Annotated in this window: 26 protein-coding genes, 1 other RNA gene and 2 pseudogenes; 16 read left to right on the forward strand and 13 right to left on the reverse strand. The window is 39.1% G+C overall.

The window, feature by feature from the left end:
• Positions 1-24: 24 nt before the first annotated feature.
• The 11 genes from murD to pheA all read left to right on the forward strand — a co-directional run bounded on the left by murD (position 25) and on the right by pheA (position 13446).
• Positions 25-1338, forward strand: a complete 1314-nt coding sequence (gene murD, locus PARA_RS06325; RefSeq protein WP_014065030.1) for a UDP-N-acetylmuramoyl-L-alanine--D-glutamate ligase — start codon at positions 25-27, stop codon at positions 1336-1338.
• Between the two features lie 15 nt (positions 1339-1353).
• Positions 1354-2538, forward strand: coding sequence for a putative lipid II flippase FtsW (gene ftsW, locus PARA_RS06330; RefSeq protein ID WP_014065031.1), 1185 nt, complete (start codon positions 1354-1356; stop codon positions 2536-2538).
• Positions 2539-2546: 8 nt separating this feature from the next.
• Entirely contained in the window at positions 2547-3599 is a 1053-nt protein-coding gene (gene murG, locus PARA_RS06335) for an undecaprenyldiphospho-muramoylpentapeptide beta-N-acetylglucosaminyltransferase (protein WP_014065032.1), read from the forward strand.
• Between the two features lie 72 nt (positions 3600-3671).
• A complete protein-coding gene (murC, locus tag PARA_RS06340; protein ID WP_014065033.1) occupies positions 3672-5099 on the forward strand; it encodes a UDP-N-acetylmuramate--L-alanine ligase in 1428 nt (475 codons plus the stop codon).
• 58 nt (positions 5100-5157) lie between these two features.
• Positions 5158-6078 carry a D-alanine--D-alanine ligase gene (locus PARA_RS06345; RefSeq protein ID WP_014065034.1) on the forward strand — a complete coding sequence of 307 codons (921 nt, stop codon included), beginning with the start codon at positions 5158-5160 and terminating at the stop codon, positions 6076-6078.
• Entirely contained in the window at positions 6078-6863 is a 786-nt protein-coding gene (locus tag PARA_RS06350) for a cell division protein FtsQ/DivIB (RefSeq protein WP_014065035.1), read from the forward strand. The genes PARA_RS06345 and PARA_RS06350 overlap by 1 nt, the downstream gene beginning before the upstream one ends.
• 26 nt (positions 6864-6889) lie before the next feature.
• A complete protein-coding gene (gene ftsA / locus PARA_RS06355) occupies positions 6890-8164 on the forward strand; it encodes a cell division protein FtsA (protein ID WP_014065036.1) in 1275 nt (424 codons plus the stop codon).
• A gap of 86 nt (positions 8165-8250) precedes the next feature.
• The gene (ftsZ, locus tag PARA_RS06360; protein ID WP_014065037.1) at positions 8251-9558 is read left to right on the forward strand and encodes a cell division protein FtsZ; all 1308 of its coding nucleotides are present in this window, start codon (positions 8251-8253) and stop codon (positions 9556-9558) included.
• Positions 9559-9599: 41 nt separating this feature from the next.
• Positions 9600-10517 carry a UDP-3-O-acyl-N-acetylglucosamine deacetylase gene (gene lpxC / locus PARA_RS06365; RefSeq protein ID WP_014065038.1) on the forward strand — a complete coding sequence of 306 codons (918 nt, stop codon included), beginning with the start codon at positions 9600-9602 and terminating at the stop codon, positions 10515-10517.
• Between the two features lie 122 nt (positions 10518-10639).
• Positions 10640-12280, forward strand: a complete 1641-nt coding sequence (ushA, locus tag PARA_RS06370) for a bifunctional UDP-sugar hydrolase/5'-nucleotidase UshA (RefSeq protein WP_014065039.1) — start codon at positions 10640-10642, stop codon at positions 12278-12280.
• A gap of 8 nt (positions 12281-12288) precedes the next feature.
• Positions 12289-13446, forward strand: a complete 1158-nt coding sequence (gene pheA, locus PARA_RS06375; RefSeq protein WP_014065040.1) for a prephenate dehydratase — start codon at positions 12289-12291, stop codon at positions 13444-13446.
• A gap of 67 nt (positions 13447-13513) precedes the next feature.
• Here pheA and PARA_RS06380 read toward each other — a convergent pair whose 3' ends face one another.
• Positions 13514-13840, reverse strand: a complete 327-nt coding sequence (locus tag PARA_RS06380; protein WP_014065041.1) for a zinc ribbon domain-containing protein YjdM — start codon at positions 13838-13840, stop codon at positions 13514-13516.
• A gap of 111 nt (positions 13841-13951) precedes the next feature.
• Between PARA_RS06380 and PARA_RS06385 the strand changes: the two genes are divergently transcribed.
• Positions 13952-14512 (forward strand): YtfJ family protein, encoded by a 561-nt coding sequence (locus PARA_RS06385; protein ID WP_014065042.1) that lies wholly within the window; start codon positions 13952-13954, stop codon positions 14510-14512.
• A gap of 33 nt (positions 14513-14545) precedes the next feature.
• Here the strand turns inward: PARA_RS06385 and PARA_RS06390 are convergent, their stop codons facing one another.
• Positions 14546-14713, reverse strand: coding sequence for a zf-HC2 domain-containing protein (locus PARA_RS06390; protein WP_014065043.1), 168 nt, complete (start codon positions 14711-14713; stop codon positions 14546-14548).
• A gap of 11 nt (positions 14714-14724) precedes the next feature.
• On the reverse strand, positions 14725-15273 hold the full coding sequence (locus tag PARA_RS06395; RefSeq protein WP_041918242.1) for a sigma-70 family RNA polymerase sigma factor: 549 nt from the start codon (positions 15271-15273) through the stop codon (positions 14725-14727).
• Positions 15274-15385: 112 nt separating this feature from the next.
• Here PARA_RS06395 and PARA_RS06400 point away from each other — a divergent pair, with 112 nt between their 5' ends.
• Positions 15386-15577, forward strand: a complete 192-nt coding sequence (locus tag PARA_RS06400) for a hypothetical protein (protein WP_005696515.1) — start codon at positions 15386-15388, stop codon at positions 15575-15577.
• Between the two features lie 60 nt (positions 15578-15637).
• On the opposite strand, the pseudogene PARA_RS10310 reads toward PARA_RS06400, so the two are convergent.
• The 7 genes and pseudogenes from PARA_RS10310 to cysS all read right to left on the reverse strand — a co-directional run.
• A pseudogene (locus PARA_RS10310) lies at positions 15638-15871 on the reverse strand (integrase core domain-containing protein); the annotation flags it as partial.
• A complete protein-coding gene (locus PARA_RS06405; protein WP_014065046.1) occupies positions 15856-16569 on the reverse strand; it encodes a DNA-binding domain-containing protein in 714 nt (237 codons plus the stop codon). The gene PARA_RS06405 and the pseudogene PARA_RS10310, both read right to left, overlap by 16 nt.
• Positions 16559-17479, reverse strand: coding sequence for a DUF692 domain-containing protein (locus PARA_RS06410; RefSeq protein WP_009501044.1), 921 nt, complete (start codon positions 17477-17479; stop codon positions 16559-16561). The genes PARA_RS06405 and PARA_RS06410 overlap by 11 nt, the downstream gene beginning before the upstream one ends.
• Before the next feature lie 77 nt (positions 17480-17556).
• Positions 17557-17844 carry a hypothetical protein gene (locus PARA_RS06415; RefSeq protein WP_005696509.1) on the reverse strand — a complete coding sequence of 96 codons (288 nt, stop codon included), beginning with the start codon at positions 17842-17844 and terminating at the stop codon, positions 17557-17559.
• A 34-nt stretch (positions 17845-17878) separates the two neighbouring features.
• The gene (locus PARA_RS06420; protein WP_005699852.1) at positions 17879-18319 is read right to left on the reverse strand and encodes a DoxX family protein; all 441 of its coding nucleotides are present in this window, start codon (positions 18317-18319) and stop codon (positions 17879-17881) included.
• A 233-nt stretch (positions 18320-18552) separates the two neighbouring features.
• Positions 18553-18789, reverse strand: a pseudogene (locus PARA_RS06425) (integrase core domain-containing protein); the annotation flags it as partial.
• A gap of 71 nt (positions 18790-18860) precedes the next feature.
• Complete coding sequence (gene cysS / locus PARA_RS06430) at positions 18861-20240, reverse strand: cysteine--tRNA ligase (RefSeq protein WP_014065048.1); 1380 nt, start codon at positions 20238-20240, stop codon at positions 18861-18863.
• 111 nt (positions 20241-20351) lie between these two features.
• Here cysS and PARA_RS06435 point away from each other — a divergent pair, with 111 nt between their 5' ends.
• Both PARA_RS06435 and PARA_RS06440 read left to right on the forward strand, forming a co-directional pair.
• Positions 20352-20861: a peptidylprolyl isomerase gene (locus PARA_RS06435; RefSeq protein WP_005699853.1), complete on the forward strand. Its 510-nt coding sequence runs from the start codon at positions 20352-20354 to the stop codon at positions 20859-20861.
• A gap of 58 nt (positions 20862-20919) precedes the next feature.
• The gene (locus tag PARA_RS06440; protein ID WP_014065049.1) at positions 20920-21708 is read left to right on the forward strand and encodes a TatD family hydrolase; all 789 of its coding nucleotides are present in this window, start codon (positions 20920-20922) and stop codon (positions 21706-21708) included.
• Here the strand turns inward: PARA_RS06440 and nrdG are convergent.
• Complete coding sequence (gene nrdG / locus PARA_RS06445) at positions 21705-22172, reverse strand: anaerobic ribonucleoside-triphosphate reductase-activating protein (RefSeq protein ID WP_005696501.1); 468 nt, start codon at positions 22170-22172, stop codon at positions 21705-21707. The genes PARA_RS06440 and nrdG overlap by 4 nt on opposite strands.
• A 127-nt stretch (positions 22173-22299) precedes the next feature.
• Here nrdG and ffs point away from each other — a divergent pair.
• Positions 22300-22398: signal recognition particle sRNA small type (ffs, locus tag PARA_RS10315), an RNA gene on the forward strand.
• Between the two features lie 26 nt (positions 22399-22424).
• Here ffs and cydC read toward each other — a convergent pair.
• The gene (gene cydC / locus PARA_RS06450) at positions 22425-24155 is read right to left on the reverse strand and encodes a heme ABC transporter ATP-binding protein/permease CydC (RefSeq protein WP_014065050.1); all 1731 of its coding nucleotides are present in this window, start codon (positions 24153-24155) and stop codon (positions 22425-22427) included.
• Positions 24155-25915 carry a heme ABC transporter permease/ATP-binding protein CydD gene (gene cydD, locus PARA_RS06455; RefSeq protein ID WP_014065051.1) on the reverse strand — a complete coding sequence of 587 codons (1761 nt, stop codon included), beginning with the start codon at positions 25913-25915 and terminating at the stop codon, positions 24155-24157. Before cydD ends, cydC begins: the two co-directional genes overlap by 1 nt.
• Positions 25916-26053 lie beyond the last annotated feature (138 nt).

Genomic DNA, 26053 nt, shown 5'->3' on the forward strand with positions numbered 1-26053 from the left:
AGAATACGAGAGAAGAAAAACAACATGACAACTCTATATCAAAATAAAACTATCACCATCATAGGCCTCGGAAAAACAGGCCTTTCTTGCGTTGAATATCTTCAATCTCAACAAGCTAATATCCGTGTGATTGATACACGCCAACATCCAGCTGGTGCGGATCAATTACCTAAAAATGTTCCTTTACACACGGGTAGTCTAAATCAACAATGGTTACTTGAAAGCGATATTATTGTCATTAGCCCGGGACTCGCAGTAAAAACACCTGAAATTCAGACCGCACTTTCAGCTGGCGTGGAAGTAATAGGAGATATTGAATTATTCTGCCGAGCAGCAACGAAGCCAATTATCGGGATTACTGGTTCTAACGGTAAAAGCACCGTGACAACATTGGTCTATGAAATGGCAAAAGCGGCGGGAATAAAAGTAGGAATGGGGGGAAACATTGGCATTCCTGCGTTGTCATTATTAAATGAAGATTGTGATCTTTATGTCTTAGAACTTTCCAGTTTCCAACTTGAAACTACTTATAGCTTGAAAGCAGCTGCAGCGACAGTGCTTAATGTGACTGAAGATCACATGGATCGTTATGTGGATTTAGAAGATTATCGCCAAGCCAAATTACGTATTTACCACAATGCGGAAACAGCGGTAGTGAATTTAGAAGATAAACTTACTTTTGGCGAAGGTGAAAATCAAGCTAAGAAGGTTGTGTCTTTTGCTGAAAATCAAGCGGATTACTGGTTGAAAACCGAAAACGGTAAACAGTACTTAATGGCGAAAGAGGAAGTGATTTTACCTTGTGATGAAGCCACCTTAGTTGGTCGCCATAATTATATGAATATTTTAGCGGCGACAGCGTTAGCACAGGCAGTAGGCATAAATTTAGAGGCAATTCGTACCGCACTTCGTCAATTTAAAGGCCTAGATCATCGTTTCCAATTAGCCCATCAAGCGAATGGCGTTCGTTGGATTAATGATTCTAAAGCCACAAATGTAGGTAGCACCGTTGCAGCATTAGCGGGTTTATATGTTGAGGGAACGTTACACCTTTTATTAGGTGGTGATGGTAAAGGCGCAGATTTTTCTGAACTCGCCGATTTAATCAATCAACCTCATATTTCAACGTATTGTTTTGGTCGTGATGGCAAACAACTTGCGGCACTATCAAGCCAAAGTCATTTGTTTGAAACCATGGAGCAAGCCATTTCATTTTTACGTCCACATTTAAAATCAGGTGATATGGTGTTATTATCTCCTGCTTGTGCAAGTTTGGATCAGTTTGCCTCTTTTGAAAAACGTGGCGAAGAGTTTACTCGTTTAGCAAAATTAGCTTAAAAAATTAGGGTAGTAATGGAATTTATCAATAAAATTAAACGAAATTATGAACAATGGGCGAGAGTGACTCCGCAGGGATTACTTTACGATCGCGCATTGTTTTGGCTTTTTGTCGTGCTATTGCTGATTGGTTTGGTGGCAGTAACTTCTGCATCGATGCCTTACAGTGCACGCGTATTTAATGATACATTCTATTTTGCTAAACGTGATGCCGTTTATGTCTTACTTTCTTTAGCAACCTGCTATTTAACCCTCCAAATTTCTTCCTCTCAATGGGAAAAATGGCATGCCAAAATTTTCTTATTGGCAATTGTGTTGTTGATACTAGTTCTTATGGTTGGAACCTCTGTTAACGGGGCAAAACGTTGGATTTCTCTAGGTATTTTAAATTTCCAGCCGGCAGAGTTTGCTAAGCTAGCTTTAACTTGTTTCCTCGCGAGTTATTTTACGCGTCGTTATGATGAGGTTCGTTCTAAACGCGCCAGTATTGGTAAACCCTTTATTGTTGTGTTTGCATTGGGTGCTTTTTTACTATTACAACCTGATTTAGGTAGTACAATAGTTCTTTTTGTCATTATGTCAGGGATGTTGTTTATTGTAGGGGCTCAACTTCTCCAATTCATCTTTTTGATGATTTTGGGTTTGGCGTTGTTTGCTTGGTTAGTTCTTACTGCCTCTTATCGTTTAAAACGTTTTACCGGTTTCTTAGAACCGTTTAAAGATCCTTACGGAACAGGGTTCCAGCTGACTAACTCTTTGATGGCGTTTGGTCGTGGTGAAATTAGTGGGGAAGGACTCGGTAACTCCATTCAAAAACTCGATTATCTTCCTGAAGCACATACTGACTTTATCATGGCGATTATTGGTGAAGAGTTCGGTTTTATTGGTATTTTGGTGGTTGTGATTCTCTTGGGGTTATTGATTTTCCGTGCGATGAAAATTGGACGTGAATCTCTCATATTAGAACAGCGTTTCCGTGGCTTTTTTGCTTTAGGTATTAGTTTCTGGATTTTCTTCCAAGGTTTCGTCAATCTTGGCATGGCCTTAGGAATGTTACCAACAAAAGGTTTAACTTTCCCATTAGTGAGTTACGGTGGTTCAAGTATCATTATTATGTCAGCAACTGTGGGAATTTTATTGCGTATTGACCATGAAAATAGATTACAACGTGGTGGTCAAGCACGTTTGAGAGATGATTAGGGATATTTATGAGTAAAAAATTATTAGTTATGGCGGGTGGTACTGGTGGACATGTTTTCCCCGCCATCGCGGTTGCTCAAACCTTACAAAAAGAAGGTTGGGAAATTTGCTGGTTAGGCACCAAAGATCGAATGGAAGCACAGCTTGTACCAAAACATGGCATTCCGATTCGTTTTATTCAAATTTCAGGGTTGCGGGGTAAAGGCATAAAAGCTTTACTTGGTGCGCCTTTTGCTATTTTAAGAGCGGTACTACAAGCTCGTAAAATTATTCAAGAATATCAACCTAATGCGGTATTAGGTATGGGCGGTTATGTATCAGGCCCTGGTGGTATTGCTGCAAAACTTTGTGGTGTGCCAGTTATTTTACATGAACAAAATGCCGTAGCGGGCTTAACCAATGAATGGTTGGCAAAAATTGCGACGCGTGTATTACAAGCTTTCCCAACGGCATTCAAAGATGCCGAAGTTGTAGGAAACCCAGTTCGCCAAGATTTATTTGAAATGCCATCACCACAAGCGCGTTTTTCAGAAAGAAGTGGAAAATTGAGAGTACTTGTCGTGGGTGGAAGCCAAGGGGCTCGCGTACTCAATCAGACTATCCCACAAGTGGTTGCTCGTTTGGCAGATAAACTAGAAGTGCGTCATCAAGTGGGTAAAGGTTCTGTTGAAAGTGTGACCGCACTTTATGGTGAACATGCAGACTCGGTCAAAATTACAGAATTTATTGATGATATGGCAGAAGCCTACGCTTGGGCGGATGTGGTGATTTGTCGCTCTGGTGCACTAACAGTATGCGAATTAGCTGCTGTGGGGACGCCTGCGATTTTTGTACCATTCCAGCATAAAGATCAACAACAATATTTAAATGCGAAATATCTTGCCGATGTAGGCGCAGCAAAAATTATTCAGCAAAATGAATTAAATGCGGATGTGTTGGTCGATTTCTTAGAAAAAACAGATCGTGAAATATTACTAGCGATGGCGATTAAGGCAAAAGAAATGTCGGCCCCGTTGGCAGCTAAACGTGTAGCTGATGTTATCGTAGAGAACGCGAAATAAGAACAGAGAAGTTGAGGGATAGTAAATAAACCCTTAACCTAAAAGTGCGGTTAAAAATAAAGGTGAAATAATATGAAACATATTTCGGACGAAATTAGAAAGATTATCCCTGAGATGCGTCGGGTTCAACAAATTCATTTCATTGGTATCGGCGGCGCCGGTATGAGTGGGATTGCCGAAATTTTATTAAATGAAGGTTATGATATCTCTGGTTCTGATATTGCAGATGGTGCCGTGACTCAACGTCTTGCTCAAGCTGGCGCAAAAATTTTCATCGGTCACCAAGCTGAAAATGTGCAAGGGGCGAGTGTGGTTGTGGTATCAAGCGCGATCCATGAAGATAACCCAGAATTAATCGCCGCTAAACAAAATCGTATTCCCGTGATTCAGCGAGCACAAATGTTAGCTGAAATTATGCGTTTCCGTCATGGTATAGCAGTTGCGGGGACCCATGGTAAAACCACAACAACAGCCATGATTTCGATGATTTATACTCAAGCGAAACTGGATCCAACTTTCGTTAATGGTGGTTTAGTTAAATCAGCTGGTAAAAACGCACATTTAGGTGCAAGCCGTTATTTAATCGCAGAAGCGGATGAAAGCGATGCCTCTTTCTTACATTTACAACCGATGGTTTCTGTGGTGACCAATATTGAACCGGATCATATGGATACCTATGAAGGTGACTTTGAGAAAATGAAAGCCACTTATGTAAAATTCTTACATAACTTGCCGTTCTATGGCTTAGCGGTGATGTGTGCGGATGATGCTGTGTTAATGGAGCTTGTTCCTCAAGTTGGTCGCCAAGTATTAACCTATGGCTTCAGTGAACATGCTGACTATCGTATCGAAGATTATGAACAAACCGGTTTCCAAGGTCATTACACTGTAGTTTGTCCAAGTGGTGAACGCATTAATGTGTTATTAAATGTACCAGGAAAACACAATGCGTTAAATGCGACGGCAGCACTTGCTGTAGCAAAAGAAGAAGGCATTGGTAATGAAGCGATTTTAGAAGCGCTTGCTGATTTCCAAGGTGCGGGCAGACGTTTCGACCAATTAGGCGAGTTTATTCGTCCAAATGGTAAAGTACGCTTAGTGGATGATTATGGTCATCACCCAACAGAAGTTGATGTAACAATTAAAGCGGCCCGTGAAGGCTGGGGAGATAAACGTATTGTCATGATTTTCCAACCTCACCGTTATTCACGTACTCGCGATTTATTTGATGAATTCGTGCAAGTATTATCCCAAGTGGATGCATTGATTATGTTAGACGTGTATGCGGCAGGCGAAGCGCCAATTGTCGGTGCAGATAGTAAAGCACTTTGTCGTTCTATTCGTAATCTAGGAAAAGTCGATCCAATTTTAGTTTCAGATACGGAACAACTTGGTGATGTGTTAGACCAAATTATTCAAGATGGTGATTTAATTCTTGCCCAAGGTGCGGGAAGTGTAAGCAAAATTTCTCGTGGTTTAGCTGAACGTTGGAAAGCATAAATACACCGAAAAATAACCGCACTTTTGACGAAGAATAAAAAGAAAACAGGATAAAACAATGAATTTAAAACAAGAAAAAATTGCCGTGTTGTTAGGCGGCACATCAGCTGAACGTGAAGTTTCTCTTAATTCTGGTGCAGCCGTGTTAAACGCCTTAGTAAGCCAAGGTTATAATGCTCACGGTATCGATCCTAAAGAATATAATGTCGCGAATTTAAAAGCAGATGGTTTTGATCGTGTCTTTAACATTTTACATGGTCGAGGTGGTGAAGATGGCACCATGCAAGGTTTATTAGAACAAATTGGCTTACCTTATACTGGTTGTGGCGTGATGGCTTCAGCATTAACCATGGATAAAATGCGTACTAAAATGTTATGGAAAGCCTTTGGTTTACCTGTTGCCGATATGGAGATCGTGACCAAAGAAAACGCTAACGAACTAAACCCACAAGCTGTGGTCGAAAAATTAGGTTTACCTTTGATGGTTAAGCCATCTCTTGAAGGTTCAAGTGTGGGTTTAACGAAAGTAAAAGCAGTCGAAGAATTAAAAAGTGCGGTCGATTATGCACTTAAATTTGATAACACCATTTTGATTGAAGAATGGTTAGCGGGCGATGAATTAACAGTGCCTGTTTTAGGTGGAGAGGTATTGCCAGCTGTTCGCATTGTGCCTGAAGGGGAGTTTTATGATTACGATGCGAAATATATTTCAGATAACACTCAATATTTTTGCCCTGCCGGTCTTTCAGTTGAACGTGAACAAGAATTAGCGAAATTAGTTAAACGTGCTTATGACGTTGTGGGGTGTCGTGGCTGGAGCCGTATTGATGTGATGACTGATGCACAAGGTAATTTCCGTTTAGTCGAAGTAAATACGAACCCAGGCATGACAAGTCACAGTTTGTTCCCTAAATCTGCGTCAACAGTCGGTATTTCATTTGAACAACTCGTTGTGAAAATTTTGGAGTTGAGTGCGTAATGAATGTAATTAAGCGCAAAAATACACCGCCAACGCAATTTGGTCGCTCATCTAATGGAGAAGGTAAATTCCGTTTTATGCTGCAGATTAAACTTGCTTTGGTGTTACTTTGTGCGGGGCTAGGGTATTTCGTTTATTCAAACTGGCAAAATTGGCTTGAAAGCTTAGACGGTGATAGAAAAATCACTGCCTATGCATTAGTGGGCCAAAATGAATTTACTACTTATCCGGATGTGCAAGACGTATTGCTTAAAATGGGTTCACTTAAGGGCTTCTGGGGACAAGACGTTAAGCAAATTCAAGAGCAGCTTGAAACGATTCCTTGGGTAAAAGGTGCGGTAGTTCGCAAAATTTGGCCAAATCGTTTAAGTATCTGGTTATCAGAATATCAGCCAGTCGCAATTTGGAACAAAACAGAGTTCGTCACAAAAGAGGGAACTGTTTTCCAATTACCGATGGATAAGTTAAAAGAAAAAGCTTTACCTTATTTAGGTGGCCCAGATTATCAAAGCTTGAAAGTATTAGAAGCTTGGAATCAAATTTTCGCTGATTTTAAAGCCAAAAATTTAGTTGTTAAAGGTGTTCGAATTGATGATCGCGGTGCGTGGCAAGTTACGCTAGATAATGATATAGTATTGAAACTTGGGCGCGGAGATTGGAAACCCAAATTAGATCGATTTGTAACGATTTACCCACAAATTGAAGTGCCTGAAGGTAAACGAATTGATTATGTAGATTTGCGCTATGCATCTGCATCAGCTGCGGTTGGATTGACAGAGAAATAAAATAATTCATTAGGTGTAATAAGAAAATGGGAAAAGAGTTGGAACCGAAAGTAATTGTAGGTCTTGAAGTTGGTACATCAAAAGTGGTTGCTGTCGTTGGGGAGGTGCTTCCTGATGGCGTCGTAAATGTACTTGGCGTGGGTAGTTGTCCATCGAAAGGGATTGATCGTGGCAGTATTACTGATTTAGATGCCGTTGTTAACTCTATCCAACGTGCTATTGAAGCGGCTGAATCAATGGCTGATTGCCAAATTATGAGTGTGACTCTTGCAATTACAGGTGAACATATTCAAAGCCTGAATGAGAGCGGTTTTGTTGCTATTTCTGAAAATGAAGTGACCCAAGAAGAGATTGATGATGCTTTACATACAGCAAGCTCAGTAAAATTACCTGAAGGTCTTTCTTTATTACACATTATTCCTCAAGAATACGCGGTAGATAAACAAGTTAATATTAAAAATCCATTAGGTCTACACGGTGTTCGTTTGAAAGCAAATGTACATTTAATCGCTTGTCACCAAGACTGGCAAAATAACTTGAAAAAAGCGGTTGAACGCTGTGGTTTACAAGTTGATAAAGTCGTGTTCTCCGGCTTTGCTGCAACACATTCTGTTTTAACTGAAGATGAAAAAGATTTAGGCGTGTGTTTAATCGATTTCGGCGCAGGTACTATGAATGTGATGGTTTATACCAATGGTTCATTACGCTTTAGCAAGGTTATTCCTTATGCAGGCAATATTGTCACGAATGATATTGCTCATGCATGTACTGTTTCTCGTGCAGAAGCTGAACGTATTAAAGTGAACTATGCAAGTGCATTGTATCCAGCTCGCCTACATGGCGATAAAAAAATTGAAGTGGCAAGTATTGGTGGTCGAGCGCCGCGCGCTTTAACAAAAAGTGATTTATCTTTAATCACTTCAGCAAGATATATTGAACTATTAGGCGTTGTTAAGGACGAATTAGATAAGCTTAAAGCAGATTTAGAAAGCAAACATATTAAATTTGAATTGATTGCTGGTGTCGTTATTACCGGTGGTGGTGCACAAATTGAAGACTTAAAAGATTGTGCTTCGAATGTATTTGGTTGCCAAGTGCGTATTGGTAGTCCATTGAATATTACAGGCTTAACGGATTATGTAAATCGCCCGCAATATTCAACTGTAGTCGGATTACTACAATATCATCATCAAAATAGTGATAATGATCCTGTTGATTCTGGTTACAGTGAAGAGGCGCTTTGCAAAAAAATCTGGAAAGGTGTAAAAAGTTTTTTCAATAAAGTGAAATCAGAATTTTGATAATTTTAGCGTTTTAATTTACAATAGAAAATATTTAACTTTTATTAATATGCTAACAGAGTATTAGCAGTAACGGAGAACAGCAAATGTTATACCCAGAGTATGGTGATTTTGAAGAGCAAACAGGTGCACTGATTAAGGTTGTCGGTGTTGGTGGAGGCGGCGGTAACGCAGTTAACCATATGGTTGCTAACATGGTGCAACAAGAATTCAATGGTAATTTCTTGGGCGAAAGTGCAATTGATAGCGATGAGCACGGTAAGATCGTATTCTATGCGGTGAATACCGATGCACAAGCATTACGCAAAAGCCAAGTTCAACAAACTGTACAAATTGGTGGGGCAACAACTAAAGGTCTTGGTGCGGGCGCAAACCCAAATGTAGGTCGTAAAGCGGCTGAAGATGACCAAGAAGAAATCCGTAAAATGCTTGAAGGTGCAGACATGGTCTTTATCGCTGCCGGTATGGGTGGTGGTACAGGTACTGGGGCGGCACCAATCGTTGCTAAAGTAGCGAAAGAATTAGGCATTTTAACTGTTGCTGTTGTTACTAAGCCATTTAGCTTTGAAGGCAAAAAACGTATGCAATTTGCTGAATTAGGGATTAAGGATCTTTCACAATATGTGGATTCAATGATCATCATTCCTAACCAACAAATTCAAAAAGTTCTCCCGAAAAATGCAACATTAATTGATGCTTTTGCTGCTGCAAATGACGTATTACGTAACTCTGTTATGGGCATCTCCGATATGATTACCTCTCCAGGTTTAATCAACGTGGACTTTGCTGACGTAAGAACCGTTATGTCCGAAATGGGCCAAGCGATGATTGGTTTTGGTTCTGCTCAAAGTGAGCCAGGTGCGGGTCGTGCGGAAGAAGCAGCACGTCTTGCAATTAAAAATGATTTATTAGAGAAAGTCGATCTTTCTAATGCTAAAGGTATCCTTGTTAATATTACCTCAGGCATGGATCTTGGCTTTGACGAATTTAACGTAGTGGGTGACACAGTAGGTAGCTTTGCATCAGAAGATGCGACTATCGTAGTAGGTACCAGTTTAGTTCCTGAAATGAGCAATGAAATTCGTGTAACGATCGTTGCAACAGGTTTAGGTGATGTAGTTTCAGCAGAGCCTGTAGTGATTGCTCGTCCTCAAGCGACAGTGCAACAAGCTCAAGTTCAACAACCTGTAGCGCAAGAAACGATTCAACCACAACCGCCAGTTGGTTTACATGGTTTAGATGCATTAAGACATAATCCACAACCAGAACCAGCACAGGAACAAAATTCGCAATACGGTAACTTAAATAAACCGCTTGATCCAAGTCGTTTAGAACAGTTAAGAAACAATCCTAATTTCTTCAATCCGGCATCATTTGGTCGTGATGAGAAATAAGAGTAAAAGTAATCTTGTTGTAAAGCAATAAGGTAAAAGAGATGATTAAACAAAGAACATTAAAACAAAGCATTAAAGTCACAGGTGTAGGCTTACATAGCGGTAAAAAAGTAACATTAACGTTGCGCCCGGCTATGCCGAATACTGGCGTGATTTACTGCCGTACTGATCTTAATCCGCCAGTGACTTTCCCTGCGAATGCGGATTCAGTGCGCGATACAATGCTTTGTACTGCACTTGTGAATGAACAAGGTGTGCGTGTTTCAACCGTAGAACACTTAAATGCAGCATTAGCAGGTTTAGGTATCGATAATATCATTATCGAAGTTGATGCACCTGAAATTCCAATAATGGACGGTAGTGCAAGCCCATTCATTTACTTGCTTTTAGACGCAGGTATTGAAGAACAAAATGCACCGAAGAAATTTATTCGTATTAAGAAAAATGTACGAGTAGAAGACGGTGACAAATGGGCAGAATTCAAACCTTATAATGGTTTCCGTTTAGATTTCACCATCGACTTTGATCATCCTGCGATTAGTAAAAATGTACGTAATTACGTGATGGATTTCTCAGCACAAGCATTCGTACATCAAATTAGTCGTGCAAGAACCTTTGGTTTCATGAAAGATATTGAGTATCTTCAATCTCAAGGTCTTGCATTAGGCGGTAGCCTAGATAATGCCATCGTATTAGATGATTATCGTATCTTAAATGAAGATGGGTTACGCTTCAGAGATGAATTGGTTCGTCACAAGATGCTTGATGCGATTGGCGATCTTTATATGTGTGGCTATAACATCATCGGTGATTTCAAAGCTTATAAATCTGGTCACGGTTTAAATAACAAGCTACTCCGTGCTGTACTTGCCGATCAGGAAGCGTGGGAATTTGTTACCTTTGAAGATAAGAAACAAGTTCCACAAGGTTATATTGCGCCTGCGCAGGTACTCATCTAACAATGTTTTGTTGAAAAGCTATACTTCTTTTGGGAGTATAGCTTTTTTATTTCCCATCTTGCTCTGTTATTTTTGTTTTCTGCGAAGGTAAAGAGCGGTCAAAAATAGAGGTGTTTTTTATTATGAAAAAATTATTTACCGTGCTTCCTCTTGTGCTAGCAACTTCTGCGGCAATGGCATATGAACAAGATAAAACCTATCAATTTACCATATTGCACACCAATGATACGCACGGACATTTTTGGCCGAATGCAAAAGGTGAATATGGCTTTCCAGCACACAAAACAATTGTTAATCGTGTAAAAGCAGAAGTGGAGCAAAAAGGTGGCTCACTCGTTTTATTAAATGCAGGTGATTTTAATACTGGTGTACCTGAGTCAGATATGCAAACGGCAGAACCTGATATTAAAGCAATGAACGCAATGGGCTATGAAGCAACCGTATTAGGTAATCACGAGTTTGATAATCCATTACAAGTGCTTGATATGCAAGAAAAATGGGCGAATTTCCCATTCTTATCTGCAAACGTGATTAATACTAAAACAGGTAAAACCTTAGTTAAGCCTTATACCATTTTAAATAAACAAGATCTTAAAATTGCCGTGGTAGGTTTAACCACCGAAGATACCGCAAAATTAGGTAACCCAGAATACCTTCACAATGTGAAGTTTGAAGATCCAACAACATCAGCAAAAGCCACATTAAAAGCGCTAAATGAAAAAGTTAAGCCCGATGTAAAAATCGCTTTAACACATATGGGCTATTACTATGATGCGAAACATGGGTCAAATGCGCCTGGTGATGTAAGTCTTGCACGTAATTTAGATAAAGGCGCATTCGATATGATTATCGGTGGTCACAGCCATGATCCGATTTGTGTGGATGACAAAGGTGTATGGATTAAAGATTATCAACCAACTCAGCCATGTAAACCAGATTTCCAAAATGGTACTTGGATTATGCAGGCCTTTGAATGGGGCAAATATGTTGGTCGTGCAGACTTTGAGTTCAAAAATGGTGAATTAAAATTAGTGAATTATCAATTAATTCCAGTGAACTTGAAGAAAAAAGTGAAAAAAGAAGACGGTAAAACAGAATATGTGAACTATGCCGAAGAGATTCCACAAGATCCAGAAATGGAAAAACTTTTAAAATCTTACCAAGATAAAGGTGATGCTTTATTAAGCCAAAAAGTGGGGAAATTAAACGGTAAGTTAGAAGGTGATCGTACCATTATTCGTTTTGAACAAACTAACCTTGGTCACTTAATTGCAGAAGCACAACGTCAAAAAGCGAAAGCAGACATTGGTATCATGAACTCAGGTGGTATTCGTGATTCTATCCAAGAAGGTGATGTAACTTATAAAGACATTTTAAAAATCCATCCATTTGGTAACATTGTGAGTTATTTCGAACTAACTGGTAAAGAATTACTGGATTATTTAAATGTGGTGGCATTGAAAGAAGTAGATTCTGGTGCCTATGCGCAATATTCAGGTATCAGCATGACAGTGAATCGTGCAGATAAGAAAGTTGAAAATGTGAAAATTCAAGGCAAACCATTGGATTTAAATAAAATTTACCGTATTTCTGTACCAAGCTATAATGCAGCAGGTGGAGATGGTTATCCAGTCATGACCAAAAATCCAACTTTTGTTAACACAGGTTTTATTGATGCGGATGTTTTAAAAGAATTTTTTGAGAAAAATTCACCTATTAATGCTGAAAAATACATCCCTCATAATGAAGTAACCTTTAAGTAAGGAATGAAATGGCATTAGATTTATCAGAAATTCGTCAGCAAATTACGCAAATTGATCGCAGCTTGTTAAAGCTGCTTTCAGAGCGTCATCGCCTGGCATATGATGTAGTAAGAAGCAAAGAAGTGACGCAAAAAGCGTTGCGCGATCTAGAGCGTGAGCAACAACTCTTACAAGAGCTTGTGCAATTTGCTGAAAGTCAAAATTATCAGCTTGAACCACAGTATATTACGTCAGTCTTCCAAAAAATCATTGAAGATTCTGTATTAACACAACAAGTGTATTTGCAGAAAAAGCTCAATGAGCAACGAGAAGAAACGTTACATATTGCTTTCTTAGGCAAGCGTGGTTCTTACTCTAATTTGGCTGCGCGTAATTATGCGGCTCGCTACCATCAACAATTTGCTGAAATCAGTTGTGATTCCTTTGCTCAAATTTTTGAAAAAGTTGAAAGTGGAGAAGCTGATTATGGTGTACTTCCTTTAGAAAACACCACATCTGGTGCAATTAATGAAGTTTATGATTTGCTTCAACATACCACCTTATCTTTGGTAGGCGAGTTGGCTTATCCTATCAAGCACTGTGTTTTAGTGAATGAGCAGGATGATTTAAGCAAAATTGATACACTTTATAGCCATCCACAGGTGATCCAGCAGTGTAGTCAATTTATTCAAAGTCTTGAGCGAGTGCATATCGAGTACTGTGAAAGTAGCTCTCATGCAATGCAGCTTGTATCAAGCTTGAATAAACCGAATATTGCGGCACTGGGCAATGAAGATGGCGGCAAGCTTTACGGCTTACATGTGTTAAAACATAATATTGCGAATCAAGAAAACAATATTACTCGTTTTATTGTAGTGGCAAAACAAGCTCGAGAAGTTTCACCGCAAATTCACACGAAAACTTTATTGTTGATGACAACATCGCAACAAGCGGGTTCTTTGGTGGATGCTTTACTTGTGTTTAAAAAGCACGGTATTAATATGACCAAGCTTGAATCTCGTCCTATTTATGGCAAACCTTGGGAAGAAATGTTCTATTTGGAGATTGAAGGAAACATTCATCATCCAGATACCCAAATTGCCTTAGAAGAGCTTAAGCAGTTCAGTAATTATCTGAAAGTGCTTGGTTGTTATCCAAGTGAAATTGTGAAACCTGCGAAGGTATAGCGAAAATAAAAAAGAGCGGTCAATTTTAAAGTTTTTTTAAATCGACCGCTCTTTTTATTGGGAATTCTTAAGCTTTTTTCAAGAACTCTGATTTCAACATGATTTTGCCACAATCGACATTGTGATCTCCGTTAACTAAACGGATATTTTTGAATTTCGTGCCTTTCTTTAACACTTCAGATGAACCTTTTAATTTTAAATCTTTAATTAAAAGCACATCATCACCATCGGCTAATAAATTACCGTTGCTGTCTTTAACAATCAGTTGATCTTCATCGGTTTCAACTGCTTCGTTACCATTCCACTCATTGCCACAATCAGGGCAAACAAAATTCACAGAATCGTGATAAACATATTCGCCTTTACATTTTGGGCAAGCTGGCATTTGATCCATTTCTTTTTCCTTCTTTATCTGATTTAAGCAAAGTATAATGCGCACGGAGTATAACAAAAAAGTGACTATTCGCCAAAAAATGGGCAATTTCACGGAATTTATGAGGTATTTATGAAAAAAATTATGTTTTTGAGTGCAGTGATGGGGAGTTTAATCTCAGTTAATGCATTCGCTCACAATATCCAACCTAACCAACTTTTAGCGAACGTAATGGTTTCAGATAAGGGCGAAATCACTTTAAATGGCAATGATGTGGCGTATAAATCATGGAGCTCAACAGCATTACCTGGCAAAGTACGAGTGATTCAACATATTGCAGGCAGAAGTGCAGCAAAAGAGAAAAATCAAGCGATGATTGAAGCTATCAAAGCAGCTCATTTTAACCAAGCTAAATATCAAACCACAACCATTATTAATGCTGATGATGCTGTTGTGGGCACGGGCATGTTTGTGAAAAATAGCGCAGAAAAAGGCAAAAAAGAAAATGCCCATAGCCAAGTGATTTTAGATGATAAAAGTGCGGTCAAAAATGCATGGGGATTACGTGAAAAAGACAGCGTGATTATTTTGCTTGATAAAACCGGCAAAGTGCAATTTGTGAAAGAAGGTAAATTGACGGATGATGAAATCAAAGAAGTCATTTCTCGTGCAACAGCGTTAATTGCGAAGTAATAGAGTAATAAGCGGAAGTTCTCTTCCGCTTTTTTATTCTCTGAAATCCTTCATTAATTTTCTCAATGTGCCACAATTTCGTTGAAATTTACGGCAATGTGTACAAATAGCAAGATGCACATTGAGCCCAATTTTTTCTTTAGTCATTAATGGGCGTTCTTGAGCATCTGAAATAAGTCGAGTCGCTTGACGACATTTCATAAAGTCACTCCTTAAAGTTTATGAGATAAGCAGTTTTGAAGTTGTAAGCGGGCACGATAGAGTGTTGTGTGCAAGTTACTTATGCTTAGTTGATTTTCTTGGCAAATTTCTTCAGAAGATAATTCCAAAAACTCTCTCATCATAAAAATCTTGGCTTGTTTGGCAGGTAGGCAAGTTAAGCAAGTTTCAAAAATCAGCCAAAACTCTTCGGAATAGACCGCACCTTCGCTCAGTTCGAGATCGAGTGGAGAATGTTCAGCTTTCCAGTGTCCCCCTTCATCAAAGAAATGATTGGTTTGTTCTTCATCTTCTATTTCGGTTTCAAGGACAAATTTGCCTTTCTGGCGAAGAAAATCGATGATTTTATTTTTTAAGATAGCAAAGACCCACGTTTTAAATGCGGCTTGTCGCTTAAAGTGCTCGAGATTGTTAAATGCACTCAAAAAACTTTCTTGAACCAAATCTTCAGCTAATACAGGATTACTCACCTGTAATGTGGCAAACTTCAGCATTTGCTCTCTAATTTGTATCAGTTCTTTATCGGAAATTCCGGTTTCCATATTTTTTCCTTGGAAAATGTGTAAGAAATAGGTTCTCATTCGTCTAATGATAATGAAAGGAAAAGACCTTTCTAGATCACGCTAATTATTCACAAATTAAGGAAGATTCAAAATGAAAAATATTACTGTAAAAACAACCTTTACTGCTATTGCTGCACTTTTCTTTGCAACCAGTCTTTATGCGATAGATATGAAATCCAATGAGATGTCAATGACAAAAGCTCCCATGCCTATGACCAAAGAGTCGATGCCGATGCAAAATGATAAAATGGCGGTATTATGTAGCAGTTGCACAAAGGTTTAACCGATTGAAAACCTTAAAATTACTATTGAAATTTTAACTCAATAGGGATGGAGTGATCAGCTAATTCAACAGTTCCCGATAGGTTGTTTTTGTTAAAACAGGTGGCAAACCTTGATTGTAACGATGTGGGCGAACAAAATTGTAATACATCACATAAACTCTCACATCGTCCATCGCTTGCCTCAAGGTTATATAGTCGCCCTCTTGCATCCATTCATATTTAAAGCTGCGAAACCAACGCTCCATTGGGGCATTATCCCAACAGTTACCTCGGCGACTCATACTTTGGGATAAAGCACTTCAGCATTAATCCAATTCACCCAGGTGTTTTCCAATAATGGAATTAAGGGAGTGCTATCTTCAACAACTGTATTTAAGGCAGATAATACCTCTTCTAAAGACGAAGGTTGTTCTTGTATATAACTTAATAGCCAAAAGTCAAGTTCAGATAAGCGTTGTTGCAGAATATTAAAATCGCTATCCCGCCATATAACAGCTTGCATAGGGTTTTCATCAAATTGTTTAAAATCGCTTGATAAAAAATCGACTTCATAGCTTTTTAAATAAGCGGCATCAGATAACTGCATTACGCTATACTTATTCCACTCAAATTTTTCAGGTACTTTTGCTAAAGAAACTTCTGCAAGTAATTGAGTATTTTCAAAATCCATCAATGCCAGTATATTGGCGTCAAAACTCTCTTTTTCTTGACAAAATAAGAGAAATTCTCCAGCAATATCTTGAAAATAAGGCGAATGTGATTTTCCTTTTAATACAAAAAATTCTTTTGTCTGAGACCAACTCTCAGCAGAAACGTGTTTAGGCGCTTCAACAAAACAACGGTCAATAAAACCAAAGATGTTATTTCGAACTAAACGAGCATAAACAGCAAGGCGATTCGGAGCATAACCATTTAGAGGTTGAGCATTAGCCAATCGAACTGCTGTGGCAAGTGCTTTTTGTGTTTCAATAAGCGAAGGTTTAGGCTGCATAGGATATTACCTCTTTTTGAGCATATTTTTGCTGTAGTTGTGCAATATGTTCAACTTCAGCATAAAGTTCTGCAAATGGAGGGAAATTGAAATCACGCTCTAATAATGTTGGCGGAATGACAGGTAGTCGTTGATAGGCATATTCTAATAAATCCCACACAGTACCTTTTACTGCCTCACCGTGCGTATCAATTAATAACTCTGGTAAATAGCGATATGCCCCTTTTATTTTATTAAATGATTCCCCTTCTAAATCCTCCACAACTTGTGCCGCAGAATGTTCTTCGTCGTGTCCTGCAATATGAATGTAATTGACACGTTTCACATCTACTTGATCTAAAAAAACATAAGGATCAAGTAAACCGTGATTGATGCCATTTACATAAATATTATTCACATCTAAATGAATACTACAATCCGCTTCTTGTGCAATAGCATTTAAAAATTCTACTTCATTCATTGTGCTGGTGGGAGAGTGTAAATAATAAGAGGTGTTTTCTAATGAAATTTGCAATCCTAAAAAATCTTGCACATAGCGGATTCTCTGTGCTACGTGTTTTACAGCTTCTTCAGTAAATGGCATAGGTAATAAATCATATAAATGCCCTTCACATTCACAATAACTCAAATGTTCAGAAAAAAATGTCGAATTATATTGAGTCATTAATGCTTTAGTATTTTTTAATAACTCGCGATCAAGTGGTGCTTGCCCGCCTAATGAAAGTGATAGTCCGTGTACCGCAAGTGGATATCTTTCAGCGGCTTGATCAAATTTATAACGAGCAGCTCCTCCCATTTTTACCCAATTTTCTGGAGCAACTTCCATAAACTGAATCGCATTATTTGATGATAAATTCAAAAAATCATCTGCTAAATCTCGACGATACCCTAATCCTGCACCTTGTAACATAATTATTTACTCCTTTTAATACAACACTGGCGTAAATTTACACCAGTGTTATGTATGGCATCTAGATTTAAATACGATTATTTAGAGCCACATTTACCTTCACCACATTTACCTTCTGCAGCTTTTGGTTTGCTCGCACCACATTTACCTTCACCACATTTACCTTCTGCGGCTTTCGTTTCGTTTGCACCACATTTGCCTTCTCCGCATTTACCTTCTGCAGCTTTTGTTTTCACACATTTATCACCTACACAAGGTGTTGCAGCTTTATCTGTACTGCTTGATTTTGGCTCAGCGTGTGCAACAGTAGCTACTGTCATCGTTAATGCTCCTGCTAATGCGGCTAAAGTGGATAATTTTTTCATTTAAATCTCCTAGAATTTGATATTGAATATATAGTTAGAGGAATTTCAACCAGCTTTTAGTTGGATAAACCTTCTTAATAAGCGTGTCTAAAGAGAGTTTCCCTGCTCCCTGCGTAATTAAGATTAATAAAGTTACCACATAAATTAAGGGTAATTTATAACCATTATCACAAACGTTATAACCTGAATCGGCGTGAATGCTATACCACGCGACAGAGATTAAAATCGTTAAACTTAATGCACTAAAACGTGTTAGCACCCCAAATATCAGCAAGAATGGGAAAATTAATTCAGATCCCATTGCAACGTGCCAATTAATATCGGCTGGAATAAGATTAAATGGAAAAGGAAAACGATCTTGTATTTCAGTAAACCAATTTTGACCATTCCATTTTTCTAACCCTGCCTCTAAAAATTCCCACGCAAGAAAAAAGCGTAGAATCAATAAACTCACGCCGCTGCTGATACCTTGCATCTTACAATCTTTCATTTTTTCCTCTGATTGATTACCTATTTTATGAAACTATTTAGTTCATTATGGTAGGAAATGCTTCCTAGTTATTCTATTAGTCGGAGATAAGCTTTTTTTCTTACACTTTTTTTCAAAAATTGAAAATATTATTTTTTGTAAAAATGCAGATAACATTAAGGGCAAAGATTCTAATAATCTTCGCCCTTTTATCTTTTACTGATTAATGTAGTGATCAGCTAATTTAACAGTCCCCGATAGGTTTTTTTTGTTAAAACAGGCGCCAAACCTTGATTGTAACGATGTGGGCGAACAAAATTGTAATACATCACATAAGCTCTCACATCGTCCATCGCTTGCCCCAAGGTTATATAGTCGCCCTCTTGCATCCATTCATATTTAAAGCTGCGGAACCAACGCTCCATTGGAGCATTATCCCAACAGTTACCTCGGCGACTCATACTTTGAGTTACCTGAATGAAGGTTGAGCGGAATAGCTACACCTTGAGTTTGAAAAAATGGAAAATTGATGTGAAAAATTGCGAGGTTATTGTTTACGCCACGTCGTGCCGTTAGGGCCGTCTTCTAACACAATTCCCATTGCAGTGAGTTCATTACGAGCCGCATCTGCAGCAGCCCAATCTTTAGCAGCACGCGCTTCGTTTCGTTGTTTGATAAGCGCTTCAATTTTTGCGACTTCATCATCGTCAGAACCAGCTTGTAAGAATTTTTCTGGATCTTGTTGAAGTAAACCTAAGATACCCGCTAATTCACGTAAACGAGCAGCAAGACCATTGGCTTTTTCTGCATCTTCAGTTTTCAATTTATTGATTTCACGCGCCATTTCAAATAAGACAGAAAGGGCATTCGGTGTATTGAAATCATCATCCATTGCCTCACGGAAGGCTTCCACAAAATTTTCACCGCCCAAAGCAACCGCACTTTGATCGGTGCCACGTAAAGCGGTATACAAACGTTCTAATGCACCTTGTGCTAAATTCAGGTTTTCTTCACTATAATTGAGTTGGCTACGATAGTGTGCCGTTAGTAAGAAATAACGCACCGCTTCTGCATTGTAGTGGTTTAATACATCACGAATAGTGAAGAAGTTGCCGAGGGATTTCGACATTTTTTCTTTATCTACCATGATCATGCCGGAATGGATCCAATAATTCACATATTGGCCGCCATGAGCACAGCAAGATTGCGCAATTTCATTTTCGTGATGCGGGAACATTAAATCAGAACCGCCACCATGAATATCAAAATGTTCGCCAAGTTGTTTGCAGTTCATTGCCGAACATTCAATGTGCCAACCTGGACGACCTGCGCCCCATGGTGATGGCCAGCTTGGTTCGTTTTCTTTTGACATTTTCCAAAGCACGAAATCCATTGGGTTTTTCTTGATTTCATTAATTTCAATACGTGCTCCAGCTTGTAATTGGTCGAGATCTTGGCGTGATAATTTGCCGTATTCCTTAAAGCTTTCTACATCAAACATCACGTCGCCATTGTCTGCAACATAAGCATGACCACGTGCAATCAGTTTTTCCACAATCTCAATAATTTCTGGAATATGATGCGTCGCACGAGGCTCAAAATCTGGACGTAGTACATTTAACGCATCAAAATCTTTATACATTTCTTGCACCATGCGATCTACAAGTTGATCGCAGGTTTCTTTGTTTTCTAATGCACGTTTAATGATTTTATCATCCACATCCGTGATATTACGCACATAAGTTAAATCGTAACCTAAAGAACGTAAATAGCGGGCAATCACATCAAAACATACAAAGGTACGGCCATGGCCAATATGGCATAAATCGTAAACGGTCACGCCGCACACATACATACCCACTTTTCCTTCATGGATAGGTTTGAATACTTCTTTTTCTCGAGTGAGGGTATTAAAGATCTTTAGCATATTTTTTCTCTTAGAACTGGTTGGAAAACGACCGCACTTTTTCTGCTCATTGTGGCACTTTCTCGCCATTTGTGGAATAATGAATGCCTTAATTTTCAAGAGGAAAACAACATGGTTACATTACACACAAATTTTGGCGATATTAAAATTAAACTTGATTTTGATAAAGCGCCAATCACTGCAGAAAACTTTTTAAATTATTGTAAAAACGGTTTCTATAATAACACAATTTTCCATCGTGTTATTGATGGATTTATGATCCAAGGCGGTGGTATGGAAAGCGGAATGCGTGAAAAAGCAACAAACGCACCGATCCAAAATGAAGCTAACAATCGTTTAAGTAACAAACGTGGCACAATCGCCATGGCGCGTACCTCTGATCCACATTCTGCAACGGCACAATTCTTCATTAACGTGGCAGATAATGACTTCTTAAACTACCGTTCAAAAGAGATGTTTGGCCGTGAAGTTGTGCAAGAATGGGGATATGCCGTATTCGGTGAAGTGGTTGAAGGCATGGATGTGGTTGATAAAATCAAAAAAGTAAAAACCGGTAATAAAGGTTTCCACCAAGATGTTCCAACAGAAGATGTCGTGATTACATCGGTGTCTGTAGAATAATTAATTCGGTGTGTGGATGCGTAATCTACACACTTTTTTTCTTAAGTGAAATAACGCAATGCCTTTCTTCGATACTCATACCCACCTCGATTATCTTCATCATGACACGGGAGAGCCATTAGCTCAGCTGGTGGATAATGCTAAGCAAGTTGATGTGCAAAAAATCTTGATTGTGGCGGTAAAAGAGCCGGATTTTAAAACGATCCAAAATATGACCGCACTTTTCCCTGAGCATCTTTATTGTGGGCTTGGGTTGCATCCTCTTTATATCAAAGAGCATCAAGAGCATGATTTAGAGATATTGGATGCGGCATTATCTGTTCGTAATCAAAATTGTACAGCCGTAGCAGAAATTGGCTTAGAATGTGCAATTCCTGATTTATTGACTGATGAATTATGGCAAAAGCAACAGCACTTTTTAGAAAGTCAGCTTTATTTAGCGAAGAAATACAATCTGTCGGTCAATTTACATAGTCGGAAATCCCACGAGCAATTATTCCGTTTTTTGAAACAGGCTAATTTGACAAAATGTGGCGTGGTGCATGGTTTTTCTGGAAGTTATGATCAAGCAAAACGATTTGTGGATTTAGGCTATAAAATTGGCGTAGGTGGTACCATCACTTATGAACGTGCGAATAAAACGCGCCAAGCAATTGCGAAGTTACCATTAGAGGCATTGGTATTAGAAACGGATACACCAGATATGCCGGTGTTTGGCTTTCAAGGACAACCTAATCGACCAGAGCGGATAGTTCACACCTTTGAGGCGTTATGCCGTTTAAGAAGTGAAAATGCTGAAGTGATTAAAGAAACGGCTTGGCAGAATAGCTTAACCTTATTCGGTTAAACCTTAAAACGATAAATCACTTGATTGGCTGAACCACGCCAAACCAAGCTTGGGTCAGCCTGTTCTTGTATAAATTTTCCATCAATAAGCACATCAATATAAGGCAACATTTGACGTTGATAATCATCAAGTTCATCCAGTTTATAACCCGTCCACACCCAAATATCCTTATCAGGGCATTCTTTTTTTACACGCTGTACAAAAGGAAGTAAGGCTTCAACATTACGAGGATGCATCGGATCTCCACCTGAAAGCGTGAGCCCTTGACGTTTAATGCGCGTATCTTTTAAATCATTGATGATCTGTTGTTCCATCGCTTCATCGAATAATACGCCATTATCAAAAGACCAGCTCTTTTGATTGTAACAACCACGGCAACCATGCGTACAGCCGCTCACGAAAAGGGTGCAACGGGTGCCTTCGCCATTTACAACATCTGTCGGGTAGTATTGGAGATAGTTCATGGTTTTGCCTTAAAAGTGCGGTTGATTTTCTCGTCAAATTCACCGAATTGATAAATTAACCTTTGCAATACAGGGCCAATTCTTGCATAATAGCCCACCTAATCGCATTGCGATATCAATGGAAATCTTCTCGGTCTCTCGCAACGGTGTCCGGTTTACTCGGTCAGGTTCGGAAGAAAGCAGCCAAAGTCGGAATTTCTGTGTGCCGAGAATCAGCTGGGAAGATTTCCACCCAACTTATCCTTTCTTATTTTACACTCGCTCAACTAATTGTTTGAAGAACCCTTTTTCTAATTGCAATAATTCTGCGTAAGTGCCTTTTTCAATTAGCTTCGCTTCATCAATCACACAAAGTTCATCAAATTGCTCAATCGCCGTTAAGCGGTGAGTCACCATAATTAAGGTTTTATTTTCAGCATGGGCAAGAATTAAACGCAGAATTTGGCGTTCAGTTTCGCGGTCTAAACCTTCGGTTGGCTCATCTAATAATAAAATTGGCGCATCATTAAGCAAAATACGTGCTAAGCCTAAACGACGTTGTTCTCCACCAGATAGTGGACGGCCGCCATCGCCTAGCCAAATATCTAGGCCTTGTTCTTGTTCCAACAATTTTCCTAAACCAACCTGATTTAACACCTCGATCATTTTTTCATCTGAAATATTGACCGCACTTGCGAATTGCAGATTTTGACGAAGCGTATCACTAAATACATGAACACGTTGTGTTAAAAAGCAGAATTGGCTGCGTAATGTGTCTTCTGCATAATCAGCAATTGGCTTGCCAGCAAGGAATAATTCTCCTTGGTTGGCATCATAATTACGCACTAAAAGCTGTAATAAAGTGGATTTTCCGCTACCTGTTTTACCTAAAATCGCGACTTTTTGGCCTTTTTGAATGGTTAAATTCAAACTCTCTAAAGCACGATTTTGACGTTCAGGATAAGTAAAAGAAAGATCTTTCGCTTCAATTAATGTTGTGGTGTTTTGATCGAATTCCGCTTTGCCATTAAAGGTCACTAATGGTTGCTGCTCGATAATATCTGTCACGCGTTCAGCTGAAGCAATTACTTGCCCGATATGTAAGAATGCCGAGCCTAATGGCATTAAGATTTCAAATGAAGCTAAAGCAGCAAAAGTGAAAAGCGCAATAAACGCCATACGGTATTCATCGTTGCCAAATTCCGCTTGTGAGCTAAACCACAACATGGCGGCAATAATCAAACCATTTAAGAAGAGTGACAGTGCGGTTGAAAATCCGCTTAAATTGGCTTCTTTTTGTTGGTCTGCTTGCCAGTTAGCTTCGGTTTTTGCCATGTTATTTTTCAATTTATCTTCGGCATTAAAGAGCAATAATTCCGCTTGTGCTTGGATAAATTCTAAGAATTGGGTGCGATAAAGCGCACGTGAATGCACAAGTTTATCGCCAAATTTTTTACCCAGTTGGTAGAAAACGGTTGGAATAACGAATACCAATAAAAGCAGGCTCGCACCTAGACCTAAGGCTAAAGGTACATTGACAAAACTTAGGCCAATACACATAGCTAGAATCACAAAAATAGCCGTAATAAATGGCGCAATTAAGCGAAGATAAAGGCTATCGAGTGTATCTACATCAGACACTAAGCGGTTTAATAAATCGCTGTTACGGTAGCGATTTAACACAGCTGGACTTAAGGGAATAATCTTCTCAAACACTTGTACGCGTAATTTAGCCAAAATACGGAAAGTCGCGTCGTGCGTCACCAACTTTTCAAAATAACGGAAAAGGGTGCGGCCAATGGCAAGCCCACGCACAGAAGCAGAAGGATAGAAGAAATTAAATAACGTGCCAAGACCCGCAATTGCTGTTGCAGCTAAAAACCAACCCGATGTGGTCAGCAAGCCTATGCTAGATGCAAGGCCGGTAATCATTAAAACCAAGCCTAAAAATAAAGACAACTTGGCGAATTTAAATAAACGTAAAAAGGGAAGTAAAGCACGCATTATTGAATATCCTCTTTTCGTTGAGCCAATAATTCGGCAAAGAAGCCTTGATCTTTTAATTGGTTGAAATGCCCTTGTTGAATAATTTCACCTTCTTGCATCACAAAAATATTGTCACATTGTTTTAGATCTTCAATACGGTGTGTGATCATTAAGGTCGTTTGGTTATGGCTCATTTCTGCAAGGGCTGCAAGTACCAGATTCTCTGACTGAGCATCCAGGCTAGCGGTTGGCTCATCGAGTAATAATAAATTGCCTTTGCGTAGTAAAGCGCGTGCGATAGCTAAGCGTTGAGCTTGACCTACGGATACTCCAATCCCACCATCTTTAATTTCGCTATCTAAGCCTAATTTCTCGGTAAACTCTTTCGCTTGCGCAGAAATCAAGGCTTGCTCAATTTGCTCATCAGTTGCTTGAATATCACCTAAAAGTAGATTTTCTTTGATGCTACCTTGTAGTAGTAATGGGTTTTGACCGACCCACGCAATTTGTTTACGCCAGTCGCTTAAACGGCTTTGATTAAGTTCTACACCGTTAATTTTTAAGCTACCTTCATAAGGCAAGAAACCGAGTAATACATTGATTAAAGAGGTTTTTCCTGCGCCACTTTGGCCGACAAGAGCAATATGGCTTTCTTTCGGAATATGGAACGAAAGAGGCTTCGTTAATGGTTGACCTTGTGGAGAAAGTGCCACTAAATTTTCAGCCTGAATTTCGACCGCACTTTGTGCTGGAATTTGTTCATTGCCTTGATGTGCAATTAAATAATCTGCTTCTAAGAAATCGACAATGGCATCAGCAGCACCAATACCTGCTGCACGATCGTGATAGTAAGTCCCGAGATCACGCAATGGTTGATAAAATTCTGGTGCAAGAATTAAGCAGAAAAAGCCGGTAAATAAGGTCAGCATGGTGCCATAAGTACCAAATTCGACTTGGCCTAAATAACTAAAACCAAAGTACACCGCCATTAAAGCAATGGAAATGGACGTGAAAAACTCTAACACGGCAGAAGAGAGAAACGCCATTTTAAGTACTGTCATGGTTGTTTCACGGAAGTCTTCTGTTGTATTTTCAATATGTTGTGTTTGTTCTGAAGTGCGGTTGAAAAGGCGCAAGGTTTCTAAACCGCGTAAGCGATCCAAGAATTGAGCACTTAAGCGAGAAAGGGTGGCCATATTTTTTTGGCTGCTATCTGCAGCTGCAATTCCTACTAGAATCATAAAAATAGGCACAAGCGGAGCCGTGACCATCAAAATCAATCCAGCCGCCCAGTTGAGTGGGAATACAGCAATTAAAATCACCATTGGTACAATGGCAGACAAACTTTGTTGTGGTAAGAAACGCGCATAGAAGTTATGCAGATTTTCCACTTGTTCAAGCATGATACTTGCCCAGCTTCCGGCGGGTTTGTTATTGATGGTTGCGGGACCAACTTGATGGATTTTGTCTAAGATCTTTTGGCGCATATGGTTGCGCAGTAATCGACCTGCTTTAAAGCCAATTTTTTCGCGTAGCCATAAAATAACCGCACGCAAAGCAAAAGTAATGATTAATGCAATAAAATATGGAACCAGCTCACCGCGATCGACATGTTGCATAATGAGCTTGTCGAGCAATGTCGCAAGAAAATAGGTTTGAGCCACAAGAATTAAGGAAGAAAGTGTGGCAAGGGCAACATTGGTGCGCATTAATTTTTTAACAGGTTGTTGCTGCGCACGAAGCCATTTTTGTAAATATTTTTGGCGAAGTTTGTCCATAGATTTGTAGAGTTAATATTTAAAAAGTTCTCCCTCTCTATTGAGAGGGAGTTTGAAGGGTGAATTTATTGATTCAGCATTGATTCTTTAAAATCTCCCTTACCCCCTCTTGGCTAAAGAGGGGAAAATAAATAAGGA

The sequence above is a fragment of the Haemophilus parainfluenzae T3T1 genome (assembly GCF_000210895.1).
Taxonomy (GTDB): domain Bacteria; phylum Pseudomonadota; class Gammaproteobacteria; order Enterobacterales; family Pasteurellaceae; genus Haemophilus_D; species Haemophilus_D parainfluenzae_A.

Bases quoted from the DNA above. Each gene is read 5' to 3' on its own strand.
- murD (WP_014065030.1), top strand. From the start codon at position 25: ATGACAACTCTATATCAAAATAAAACTATCACCATCATAGGCCTCGGA.
- ftsW (WP_014065031.1), top strand. From the start codon at position 1,354: ATGGAATTTATCAATAAAATTAAACGAAATTATGAACAATGGGCGAGA.
- murG (WP_014065032.1), top strand. From the start codon at position 2,547: ATGAGTAAAAAATTATTAGTTATGGCGGGTGGTACTGGTGGACATGTT.
- murC (WP_014065033.1), top strand. From the start codon at position 3,672: ATGAAACATATTTCGGACGAAATTAGAAAGATTATCCCTGAGATGCGT.
- PARA_RS06345 (WP_014065034.1), top strand. From the start codon at position 5,158: ATGAATTTAAAACAAGAAAAAATTGCCGTGTTGTTAGGCGGCACATCA.
- PARA_RS06350 (WP_014065035.1), top strand. From the start codon at position 6,078: ATGAATGTAATTAAGCGCAAAAATACACCGCCAACGCAATTTGGTCGC.
- ftsA (WP_014065036.1), top strand. From the start codon at position 6,890: ATGGGAAAAGAGTTGGAACCGAAAGTAATTGTAGGTCTTGAAGTTGGT.
- ftsZ (WP_014065037.1), top strand. From the start codon at position 8,251: ATGTTATACCCAGAGTATGGTGATTTTGAAGAGCAAACAGGTGCACTG.
- lpxC (WP_014065038.1), top strand. From the start codon at position 9,600: ATGATTAAACAAAGAACATTAAAACAAAGCATTAAAGTCACAGGTGTA.
- ushA (WP_014065039.1), top strand. From the start codon at position 10,640: ATGAAAAAATTATTTACCGTGCTTCCTCTTGTGCTAGCAACTTCTGCG.
- pheA (WP_014065040.1), top strand. From the start codon at position 12,289: ATGGCATTAGATTTATCAGAAATTCGTCAGCAAATTACGCAAATTGAT.
- PARA_RS06380 (WP_014065041.1), bottom strand. From the start codon at position 13,840: ATGGATCAAATGCCAGCTTGCCCAAAATGTAAAGGCGAATATGTTTAT.
- PARA_RS06385 (WP_014065042.1), top strand. From the start codon at position 13,952: ATGAAAAAAATTATGTTTTTGAGTGCAGTGATGGGGAGTTTAATCTCA.
- PARA_RS06390 (WP_014065043.1), bottom strand. From the start codon at position 14,713: ATGAAATGTCGTCAAGCGACTCGACTTATTTCAGATGCTCAAGAACGC.
- PARA_RS06395 (WP_041918242.1), bottom strand. From the start codon at position 15,273: ATGGAAACCGGAATTTCCGATAAAGAACTGATACAAATTAGAGAGCAA.
- PARA_RS06400 (WP_005696515.1), top strand. From the start codon at position 15,386: ATGAAAAATATTACTGTAAAAACAACCTTTACTGCTATTGCTGCACTT.
- PARA_RS06405 (WP_014065046.1), bottom strand. From the start codon at position 16,569: ATGCAGCCTAAACCTTCGCTTATTGAAACACAAAAAGCACTTGCCACA.
- PARA_RS06410 (WP_009501044.1), bottom strand. From the start codon at position 17,479: ATGTTACAAGGTGCAGGATTAGGGTATCGTCGAGATTTAGCAGATGAT.
- PARA_RS06415 (WP_005696509.1), bottom strand. From the start codon at position 17,844: ATGAAAAAATTATCCACTTTAGCCGCATTAGCAGGAGCATTAACGATG.
- PARA_RS06420 (WP_005699852.1), bottom strand. From the start codon at position 18,319: ATGCAAGGTATCAGCAGCGGCGTGAGTTTATTGATTCTACGCTTTTTT.
- cysS (WP_014065048.1), bottom strand. From the start codon at position 20,240: ATGCTAAAGATCTTTAATACCCTCACTCGAGAAAAAGAAGTATTCAAA.
- PARA_RS06435 (WP_005699853.1), top strand. From the start codon at position 20,352: ATGGTTACATTACACACAAATTTTGGCGATATTAAAATTAAACTTGAT.
- PARA_RS06440 (WP_014065049.1), top strand. From the start codon at position 20,920: ATGCCTTTCTTCGATACTCATACCCACCTCGATTATCTTCATCATGAC.
- nrdG (WP_005696501.1), bottom strand. From the start codon at position 22,172: ATGAACTATCTCCAATACTACCCGACAGATGTTGTAAATGGCGAAGGC.
- cydC (WP_014065050.1), bottom strand. From the start codon at position 24,155: ATGCGTGCTTTACTTCCCTTTTTACGTTTATTTAAATTCGCCAAGTTG.
- cydD (WP_014065051.1), bottom strand. From the start codon at position 25,915: ATGGACAAACTTCGCCAAAAATATTTACAAAAATGGCTTCGTGCGCAG.